At 76.4% G+C, this 10,800-nt stretch carries 3 protein-coding genes; all 3 read left to right on the plus strand.

The features are described from left to right. The coding region (locus AB0J08_RS39575; RefSeq protein ID WP_360644366.1) for an SDR family NAD(P)-dependent oxidoreductase at nt 1-3,438 on the plus strand (3,438 nt) is incomplete at its 5' end. A 55-nt stretch (nt 3,439-3,493) separates the two neighbouring features. Beyond that, the gene (locus AB0J08_RS39580; RefSeq protein ID WP_360644369.1) at nt 3,494-8,680 is read left to right on the plus strand and encodes an SDR family NAD(P)-dependent oxidoreductase; all 5,187 of its coding nucleotides are present in this window, start codon (nt 3,494-3,496) and stop codon (nt 8,678-8,680) included. A 54-nt stretch (nt 8,681-8,734) separates the two neighbouring features. Beyond that, nucleotides 8,735-10,800 (plus strand): type I polyketide synthase (locus tag AB0J08_RS39585; protein ID WP_360644372.1); only part of this gene is annotated, 2,066 nt, incomplete at its 3' end.

Below are 10,800 nucleotides of genomic sequence, written 5' to 3' on the forward strand. Positions count from 1 at the left end.
GACGAACTCCTCACCCACTGCGAACAGCAGAGCATCCGCGCCCGCCGCATCCCCGTCGACTACGCCTCCCACTCCCCCCACGTCGAAACGCTGCGCGAACAACTCCTCACCGACCTCGCCGACATCAAACCCACAGCCGCCACCATCCCCTTCATCTCGGCCGTCACCGCCCAACTCACCGACACCACCACCCTCGACGCCGACTACTGGTACACCAACCTGCGAAGGCCCGTCCTGTTCCAACAGGCCGTCACCCAGCTGGCGACCACCGGCCACCGCACCTTCATCGAAACCAGCCCCCACCCCGTCCTCACCCCCGCCATCCAGGACACCCTGGACGGCACCCCCACCGTCATCACCGGCACCCTGCGCCGCAACGAAGGCCACTGGACCCGCCTACTCACCTCCGCCACCCACCTCCACACCCACGGCACCACCGTCGACTGGACCCCACTCGTCCACCCCGGCCACCACCCCGACCTCCCCACCTACCCCTTCCAACGCGAGCGCTTCTGGCTCACCGCGCCCGCGACCGCCGACCCGCGCACCTCTGGGCTGGACTCCGCCGGGCACCCGCTGCTCGCCGCGGTCGTCGCGCTGCCCGACGACCAGGGGCTGCTCCTGACGGGCCGACTCTCCGTCAGCACCCATCCCTGGCTCGCCGACCACGCCGTCTGGGGCACCGTCCTCGCCCCCGGCACCGCGCTCGTCGAACTCGCACTCCAGGCCGGACACCGGGTCGGCTGCCACCACCTGGAGGAACTCACCCTCCAGGCACCCCTCGTCCTCCCCGAGCAGCAGTCCGTCCGGATCCAGGTCCGGATCGGCGCGCCGGACGGCGCCGGACGTCGCCCGCTCACCGTCCACTCCGCCCCCGACAGCGCCGCCACCGCCGGGGACGCCACCACCTGGACGTGCCACGCGACCGGGACGGCCGTCCCGGTCGCGCCGACCAGCGGGTGGGCGACCGGCGCCGCCTGGCCGCCGGCCGGGGCCGTGCGGGTCGAGGTCGACGGCCTCTACCAGCGGCTCGCCGCGGACGGCCTCGGGTACGGTCCGGCCTTCCAGGGCCTGCACGCCGCCTGGCGGCTCGGCGAGGAGGTGTACGCCGAAGTCCGGCTGCCGGAGGCGCAGTCGGCCGACGCCGACCGGTTCGGGATCCACCCCGCGCTGCTGGACGCGGCCCTGCACACCACCCTGATCGACGGTGCCGAGCAGGTGCGGCTGCCGTTCTCCTGGGCGGGCGTCACCCTGCACGCCACCGGCGCCACCGTGCTGCGGGTCCGGCTGACGCCCACCGGGCCGGACGGCATGGCACTCTCGGTGGCCGACCGGACCGGTCTGCCGGTGGCGACGATCGAATCGCTCGCGGTACGGCCGGTCTCCCCGGCGCAGCTCGGCGCCGCCGCCGACCGCACCGCCGCCGACTGTCTCTTCCGGCTGGCCTGGAGCGACCTGGCCGGCACCGAGCCGGCCGGCACCGAGCCGGCTGGCACCGAGCCGGCCGCGCGCACCGGCCGCCATGCCGTGCTCGGCACGGACGCGCACGCGTCGTCCTGCTACCCGGATCTCGCGGCCCTCGCCGACGCCGTCACGGCCGGCGCGCCGGTGCCCGAGGCCGTCGTGGTCCCCTGGACGCCGCAGCCGGGCGGGGAGCACCGGTCCGCGGACGCCGCCCGAGGCGCCGTGGAGCGGGCGCTCGCCCTGCTCCAGGCCTGGGCCGCCGACGAGCGGTTCGCCGCCTCGCGGCTGGTGCTGGTGACCCACGGCGCCGTCGACACCACGGATGCCGCCGTCGACACCACGGATGCCGCCGGCTCGCCCGATCCGGCCGCCTCACCCGATCCGGCCGCGGCCGCCGTCTGGGGCGCGGTGCGCTCCGCGCAGGCGGAGCACCCCGACCGGTTCGTCCTGGTGGACCTCGACGCGGACCCCGACGGCCCCGAAGCGGACGCCTCCGCGGTGTTGCCGGCCCTGCTGGGCGGCGACGAGCCGCAGTACGCCGTCCGGGCCGGCCGGGTGCTCGTGCCCCGTCTGGCGCGGCTGCGCCCGGACGCGGGCGCCGCCGCCCCCGCGCCGGAGCCCGAGGGCACGGTGCTGATCACCGGCGGCACCGGGACACTGGGCTCGCTGGTCGCCCGGCACCTGGTCGAGCGGCACGGCGTCCGGCACCTGCTGCTCGTCAGCCGGCAGGGCCTCCAGGCCGAGGGAGCCGGCGAGCTCGTCGAGCGGCTGTCCGCGCTCGGCGCCGAGGTGACCGTCGCCCGGTGCGACGCCGCCGACCGGAGCGCGCTGGCCGCGGTGCTCGCCGCCGTCCCGGCGCAGCACCCGCTGACCGGTGTGGTGCACGCGGCCGGGGTGCTGGACGACGGCACTCTCGCCTCGCTCACGCCGGAGCGGGTCAGGGCCGTGCTGCGCCCGAAGGCCGACGCGGCCTGGCACCTGCACGAGCTCACCTTGGACGCCAAGCCCGCGATGTTCGTGCTGTTCTCGGCGGCGGGCGGAGTGCTGGGCAGCGCCGGGCAGGCCAACTACGCCGCCGCCAACGCCTACCTGGACGGCCTGGCCGCGCACCGCCGCGCGCTGGGCCTGCCCGGGGTGTCGATGGCGTGGGGGCTGTGGTCCGCCGAGAGCGCGATGACCGGCGGGCTGAGCGAGGCGGACCGGCGCCGGATGCGGCGTTCGGGCGTCCTGCCGATGTCCACGGCGGAGGGCCTGGCGCTGTTCGACGCCGCGCTCGCCCAGGACCGCCCGCTGACGCTGCCGGTCCGGCTGGACCTCGCCGCGCTGCGCGAGGGCGACCCCGCGCAGCGGCCACCGCTGCTGCGGGCACTGCTCGGCACGGCGCCCCGACGCGCCGCCCGGGCCGAGGCCTCGGCCGGGACGGGCACCGGGCTGTCGCTGGCCGGCCTGACCGCCGCCGAACGGTCGCACGCGCTGGTCGAACTGGTCCGGTCCCAGGTGGCCACGGTGCTCGGCCACGCCTCGCCGGAGGCGGTCGCCGCGGGGCGCGGCTTCCTGGAGTCCGGTTTCGACTCGCTGCGCGGGGTCGAGCTGCGCAACCGGCTGAACGCGGCCACCGGGCTGCGGCTGCCGGCCACGCTGGTCTTCGACCACCCGACCCCGGCCGCCGTCGCCGCCCACCTCGGGGACCTGCTGGAGCACCGGGAGCGGCCGGCCGCACCGCCGGCCCGTACCACCGGGGCCCCCGTCGACCTGGACGACCTGGAGGCCGGCCTGCGCGACCTGGCTGCCGGGGACCCCGCGCGCGAGCGGCTCGCCGCCCGGCTGCGCGGGCTGGCGGCGCAGCTGGACGCCGCCGGGCCGGCCACCGCGGACCGACCCGGCGAGCAGCAGGACCCGGACGAGGACGAGTTCGGGGACGCGACCCTCGACGAGCTCCTCGACATCGTCGACAGCGAACTGCAGAACCCGTGAACCCGCCAGCCCCGAGCCGTCGCCGGCCCCGTCGAGAAGAGAGGCGCACAGCGCAATGACGAGTGACGAGAAGGTCCTCGACACCCTCAAGCGGCTGACCGTCGACCTGCGCAGGACGCGCCGGCGGCTCCAGGAGGCCGAGGACGGGGCCCGCGAGCCGATCGCCGTCATCGGCATGGCCTGCCGCTACCCCGGCGGCGTCACCTCACCCGAGGACCTCTGGTGTCTGGTCGCCGAGGAGCGGGACGCGATCTCGCCGTTCCCGGCCGACCGCGGCTGGAACGAGGGCCTGCACGACCCCGACCCGGCGCGCCACGGCTCGGTGTACGTCCGTGAGGGCGGGTTCCTGCACGACGCGGCCGACTTCGACCCGGCGTTCTTCGGCATGAGCACCCGGGAGGCGCTGGCCACCGACCCGCAGCAGCGGCTGCTGCTGGAGACCGCCTGGGAGGCCTTCGAGCGGGCCGGCATCGACCCGTCCTCGGTGCGCGGGTCCCGGACCGGTGTGTTCGCCGGGGTCATCTACCAGGACTACGCCTCGCGTCTGCGCCGGGTGCCGGGCGAGTTCGAGGGCTACGTCGGCAATGGCAGTACCGGCAGCGTCGCGTCCGGCCGGGTCGCCTACACCCTGGGCCTGGAGGGACCGGCCGTCACTCTGGACACCGCGTGCTCGTCCTCGCTGGTCGCGCTGCACCAGGCGGCGCAGTCGCTCCGGACCGGCGAGTGCTCGTTGGCGCTGGCCGGCGGGGTGACGGTGATGGCCTCGCCGATGGCGCTGGTCGAGTTCAGCCGCCAGCGCGGACTGGCCGGCGACGCGCGGTGCAAGGCGTTCGCGGCCGGGGCCGACGGGACGGGGCTGGGCGAGGGCGTCGGCCTGCTGCTGCTGGAGCGGCTCTCCGACGCGCGGCGCGCCGGGCGCCGGGTGCTCGCGGTGATCCGCGGCAGCGCGGTCAACCAGGACGGCGCCAGCAGCGGGCTGACCGCGCCGAGCGGGCCGGCGCAGCAGCGGGTGATCCGGCAGGCGCTGGAGCACGCCGGGCTGTCGGCGTGCGACGTCGACGCGGTGGAGGCGCACGGCACCGGGACGACGCTCGGCGATCCGATCGAGGCGCAGGCACTGCTGGCCACCTACGGGCAGGACCGGGCCGACGGGCGCCCTCTGTACCTCGGCTCGGTGAAGTCCAACATCGGCCACGCGCAGGCGGCGGCGGGCGTGGCCGGCGTGATCAAGATGGTGATGGCGATGCGGCACGGCGTGCTGCCGCGCACCCTGCACCTGGACGAGCCCAACCCGCACGTGGACTGGACCGCCGGTGCGGTCGAACTGCTCACCGAAGGGCGCGCGTGGCCGGCGACCGGGCAGCCGCGCCGGGCCGGTGTGTCGTCCTTCGGGGTGAGCGGCACCAATGCGCACCTCGTCCTGGAGGAGGCCCCCGCTGAGACCGCCGCTGAGGCGCCCGAGGGGGCGCGCGAGGGGGCGCGCGAGGGGGCGCCGGCCGGCGCCGCGACCGTGCCGTGGGTCCTCTCCGGCCGGACGGCGGCCGCGCTGCGTGCGCAGGCCGGGCGGCTGCTGACCCACCTCGACGAGCACCCGGCGCGCTCCGCGGCCGAGGTCGGCGCGGCCCTGGCCCGCACCCGGACGGCCTTCGAGCACCGGGCCGTGCTGCTCGGCGCCGACCTGCCCGGGCTGCGGGCGGGCCTGGCGGCCCTGGCGGCCGGCGAGGCACGGCCCGGGCTGGTCGAAGGCGTCGCCGGCGGGGACGAGCGGGTGGTCTTCGTGCTGCCGGACCGGCCCACGGACCGGCTCGACCTGGCGGTCCGGCTGCTGGACGAGTCGCCGCTGTTCGCCGCCCGGCTCGCCGCGTGCGACGCGGCGCTGGCCGAGGCCGCGGGCTGGTCCGCGACGGATGTGCTGCGCGGCGCCCCGGGCGCGCCCGACCCGGCGCGGGCCGAGGTCGGCCGTGCGGTGCACTGGGCGCTGCTGGTCGCCCTCGCCGGGCTCTGGGAGGGGCACGGGGTCCGCCCGGCCGCCCTGGTCGCGCCGGGCGCCGGCCTGGTCGCGGGCGCCTGTGTCGCGGGGGCGCTGTCCCTGGTGGACGGGGCACGCGCGGCGGTCCGCGGCAAGCGGCCCGATCCGGCCGGCCCCCGGATGCCCGTGCTCACCACCGGTCCGGACGAGTCCGTACCGGAGCTGCTGGGCCGCGGCCACACCCGGTTCGTGGTGCTCGACACCGAGCTGACGGCGCGGGTCGCGCGGATCGCCGGCCCCGGCGTCCAGGTGCTCGGCGGCGCGGAGGCCGTCCTCACCGGCCTCGCCGAACTGTACGTCCACGGCGGGCCGGTCGACTGGTCGGCGGCGTTCCCCGACGCCGGGCTCCGCCCGGTCGACCTGCCGACGTACGCCTTCCAGCGCCGGCGCCACTGGCTGGAGGACGGACCGGCCGACCCCGACGTGCAGGCCGCCGGGCTGGCCCCGGCGGACCACCCGCTGCTCCGGGCCGTCGTCGAACTGCCGGACGGCGAAGGGCTGCTGTTCACTGGCCGGCTCTCACCGCGCGAGCTGCCGTGGCTCGGCGACCACACCGTCCGGGGGCGGGTCCTGCTGGCCGGTACCGCCGTGGTCGAGCTGGTCCGCCGGGCGGGCGCCCGGACGGGCTGCGCACACATCGCCGAGCTGACCCTGCTCGCCCCGCTGGAGCTGCCCGCGCCCGGAGCCGCCCCGGAGGCCGGCGTCCGGATCCGGCTGGCCGTCGGCGCTCCGGACGGGTCCGGACGCCGGCCGGTGGAGCTGTCCGCGCGCGCCGCCGCCCCCGAGGACGCCCCCTGGACCCGGCATGCCACCGCCGTGCTGGCTCCCGAGGTCCCCGTCGAGTCCTCCGACCTGGTGGCCTGGCCGCCGCCCGGCGCCGAGCCGGTCGCCCTCGACGGGTGCTACCGCCGGCTGGCCGCCCTCGGCGTCGACTACGGCCCGGCCTTCCGCGGGCTGCGCGCGCTCTGGCGGCGCGGTGACGAGGTGTTCGCCGAGGTCGCCCTGCCGGAGGCGGACCGGAGCGAGGCCGCCCGGTACGGCCTCCACCCGGCGCTGCTGGACGCCGCCCTCCAGGCGTACGCGGTCGGTTCGCCGCAGGCGGCGGGGCGGGTGCCGGTACCGTTCGCGTGGCACGGCGTCTCGGTGCGGCCGGCCGGCCCCGCGGCCCTGCGGGTGCGGCTCGCCCCGGCCGGCCCGGACGCGGTGGCCTTCGAGGCCGCCGACGCGGCCGGCGTCCCGATGGCGTCGGTCGCGAGCCTGCGGTCCCGGCCGATGCCCGACGACGCGGCCGACCCGGCACCGCTGTGGCGGGTCCGCTGGGCGCCGGTCCCGGTGGACCCGCACCCAACCGCCGTACGGACGGCGGTGGTCGGCCCCGGGATCCCGGCCGGTCCCCACCCGCACCATCCCGACCTCGCCGCCCTGGCCGGCTCCGGCGCCCCGGTGCCGGACGTGGTGCTCGCGCCCCTGCCGCCGGCCGACGGCGACGGGCCGGCCGCCGTCCACGCCGCCACCGCCGACGCGCTGCGACTGGTGCGGTCCTGGCTGGCCGAACCCCGTTTCGGCACCGCCCGACTGGTCGTGGTGACGCGCGGCGCCCAGGCCACCGGCCCGGACGACCCCGCCCCCGACCTCGCCGCGGCCGCCGTACGGGGGCTGCTGCGGTCCGCGCAGGCCGAACACCCGAGGCGCTTCGGCCTGCTCGACCTCGGCGACGCGGTACCGTCCGAGAGTGCACTGGCCCAGGCCGTCGCCTCGACCGAACCGGAGTTGGCGCTCCGTCAGGGCGCCCTGCTGGCACCCCGGTTGACGCAGGTCGACCGCGCCGCCGACGGCGACCCGTCGTTCGACCCGAACGGCACCGTCCTGGTGACCGGCGGAACGGGCGCCCTCGGCCGCCTGCTCGCCCGGCACCTGGTCGAGCGCGGCGCCCGGCACCTGCTGCTGACCGGCCGCCGGGGCGACCGGGCACCGGGCGCGGCCGAGCTCGTGGCGGAACTCACCGCCCTGGGCGCGGAGGTCACCGTCGCCGCCTGCGACGCCGCCGATCGGGAGGCCCTGGCCGGCCTGCTGCGTTCGGTGCCCGACGCCCATCCACTGAGGGTGGTCGTCCACGCGGCCGGCGTGGTCGACGACGGCCTGCTGACCGCACTCACGCCCGAGCGGCTCGCCGCCGTGCTGCGGCCGAAGGTGGACGCCGCCTGGCACCTCCACGACCTCACCCGCGACACCGGTCTCGACGCCTTCGTCCTGTTCTCCTCCGCCTCGGGCACCTTCGGCACCGCCGGACAGGCCAACTACGCCGCCGCCAACGCCTTCCTCGACGCCCTCGCACAGCGGCGGCACGGCGAGGGCCTGCCCGCACTGTCCCTGGCCTGGGGGCTGTGGGCTGAACGAAGCGACCTGACGAACCGTCTGGACGCCGTCTCTGCCGCACGGTTGGGCCGGGACGGGGTCCGTGCGCTTTCCACGCCGGAAGCCCTTGATCTCTTCGACGCCGCCCGTATGATGATCACTGAGTCGGTGCTCGTCCCGGTTCGGCTGGATCCCGTGGTGCTGCGGGAGCGCGCCGACGAGGGGCAGCTGCCGGCGCTGCTCGGGGAGTTGGTCACCGCGCCGGATCCTGCCCGGACTCCCGCGCCGACGCCGGTCACCGCCGCGGACACGGACCCGGCGAGCGGCTTCGCACAGCGCCTGCGGGCGCTGCCGGAGCAGGCCCGCCGACGGGCCATGCTCGACCTGGTCCGCACCCACGCGGCGGTCGTGCTGGTCGAGTCCACGCCCGAGGACATCGACCCGGACCAGGGCTTCGTCGACCTGGGCTTCGACTCGCTCGCCAACCTCGAACTCCAGGAACGGCTGCAGGACGCCACCGGCCTCCAGCTGCCCAGCACCCTGATCTTCGACCACCCCACCGCCACCGCCCTGGCCGACCACCTCTGCGCCGAGTTCGGCACCGGGGAGACCACGGCGATGGGCCCGGCCCTCGCGGAACTCGACCGGCTGGAGGCGTTCCTGACGCCCTTCGCCGACGACGACCAGGCCCGGACGGCGATCACGCACCGGCTGAAGGACCTCCTCTCCCGCTGGGGCGACGACGGCCGGGGCAGCACCGACCCGACCGACTCCACCGACCGCACCGACCTCGCCGACCTCACCTCGGCGAGCGACGACGAACTCTTCGACGTACTCAACCAGCTCCGCGCCCGCTGAGGGCCCGGCAGAACCAGGTCGAAACCCCCGCACCGGCTTTAGGAGCAGGCTCAAGTGGCACAAGAAGACAAGCTTCGCGAGCACCTCCGGTGGGCTGCCGCCGAGCTCGGCGAGGCACGCCGCCGGGTGGCCGAGCTGGAGGCCGCCGACCACGACCCGATCGCGATCGTCGGAATGAGCTGCCGCTACCCGGGCGGGGTACGGACCCCGGACGAGCTCTGGGACCTGGTGACGGCCGGACGCGACGCCGTCGGCGCGCCGCCCGCCGAACGCGGCTGGCGGGTCGACGACTTCTACGACCCCGACGGCCTGCGCCCCGGCACCTCCTACGTGTGCCAGGGCGGCTTCCTCGACGACGCGGCCGACTTCGACCCGGGGTTCTTCGACATCAGCCCGCGCGAGGCACCGGCGATGGACCCGCAGCAGCGGCTGCTGCTGGAGACCGCGTGGGAGGCCTTCGAGCGGGCCGGCATCCCCCCGGCGGCCGTGCGCGGCGCCCGGGTCGGCGTCTTCACCGGCCTGATGTACCACGACTACGGCACCCGCCTGACCTCGGTGGACGAGTCGATCGCGGGCTTCCTCGGCAGCGGGACCGCAGGCAGCGTGGCGTCCGGCCGGATCGCCTACGTCCTCGGCCTGGAAGGGCCGGCCGTCACGGTGGACACGGCCTGCTCCTCCTCGCTGGTCGCGCTGCACCTCGCCGCCCAGGCCGTCCGTCGCGGCGACTGCGCGATGGCACTGGCCGGCGGTGTCACCGTGATGGCCACCCCCGACACCTTCGTCGAGTTCAGCCGCCAGGGCGGATTGGCCCCGGACGGGCGCTGCAAGTCCTTCGCCGCAGCGGCCGACGGCACCGCCTGGGGCGAGGGCGCGGGGATGCTCCTGGTCGAGCGGCTCTCCGACGCCGAGCGCCAGGGGCACCGGGTGCTCGCCGTCCTGCGCGGCTCCTCGATCAACCAGGACGGCGCGAGCAGCAGCCTCTCCGCGCCGAACGGCCCCTCCCAGCAGCGGGTGATCCGGCAGGCCCTCGCCGACGCGCGGCTCTCGCCGGACCTGATCGACGCGGTGGAGGCGCACGGGACGGGCACCCGGCTCGGCGACCCGATCGAGGCGCAGGCCCTGCTGGCCACCTACGGGCAGGCACGCCCGGCCGAACGGCCGCTCTGGCTGGGGTCGTTGAAGTCGAACATCGGCCACACGCAGGCCGCGGCCGGAGTCGGCGGCGTGATCAAGATGGTGATGGCGATGCAGCACGGCGTGCTGCCCGCCACCCTTCACGTCGACGAACCGACCAGCCACGTCGACTGGACCGCCGGCGCGGTCGAACTGCTCACCGAGAACCGGGAATGGCCCGCGACCGGCCGGCCCCGGCGAGCCGCCGTCTCCTCCTTCGGGGTCAGTGGCACCAACGCGCACGTCATCCTGGAACAGGCACCGGCCCACGAACCGGCGCCGGCGGACGAAACGGCGGCGGGCCCGGAGACGGTTGGCGGCGTACTGCCCTGGGTGGTCTCCGCGCGGACCCCCGAGGCGCTGCGCGCCCAGGCCGCACAGCTGCACGCGGCCGTCGAGACCCACCCGGAGTGGCAACCGGCCGACGTGGCCCGGGCATTGACGGCCGAGCGGTCACTGTTCGAACAGCGGGCGGTGGTGATCGGCGACAGCCGCGACCAGCTGCTGAACGGGCTCACCGCACTCGCCGACGACACCACCGCGCCCCAGGTCGTCCACGGCACCACGAACCCCGGACGCACCGTCTTCGTCTTCCCCGGCCAGGGCTCCCAGTGGATCGGCATGGGCGCCGAACTCCTGGACACCTCAACCGTGTTCACCGAGTCGATCGCCCAGTGCGAGGCCGCCCTCGCCCCCCACGTCGACTGGTCCCTCACCGACGTCCTGCGCGGCAACGACGACCTCACCCGCGTCGACATCGTCCAACCCGCCCTCTTCGCCGTCATGGTCTCCCTCGCCCGCCTCTGGCAGACCCTCGGCGTCCACCCCGACGCCGTCCTCGGCCACTCCCAGGGCGAAATAGCCGCCGCCCACATCGCCGGCGCCCTCACATTGGAAGACGCCGCCCGCATCGTCGCCCTCCGCGCCAAGGCCATCCTCGCCATCAG

The sequence above is a fragment of the Kitasatospora sp. NPDC050463 genome, assembly GCF_040655255.1.
Lineage (GTDB): Bacteria > Actinomycetota > Actinomycetes > Streptomycetales > Streptomycetaceae > Kitasatospora.

Coding starts and splice junctions, on each gene's coding strand:
- AB0J08_RS39580 (WP_360644369.1), top strand. CDS start 3,494: ATGACGAGTGACGAGAAGGTCCTCGACACCCTCAAGCGGCTGACCGTC.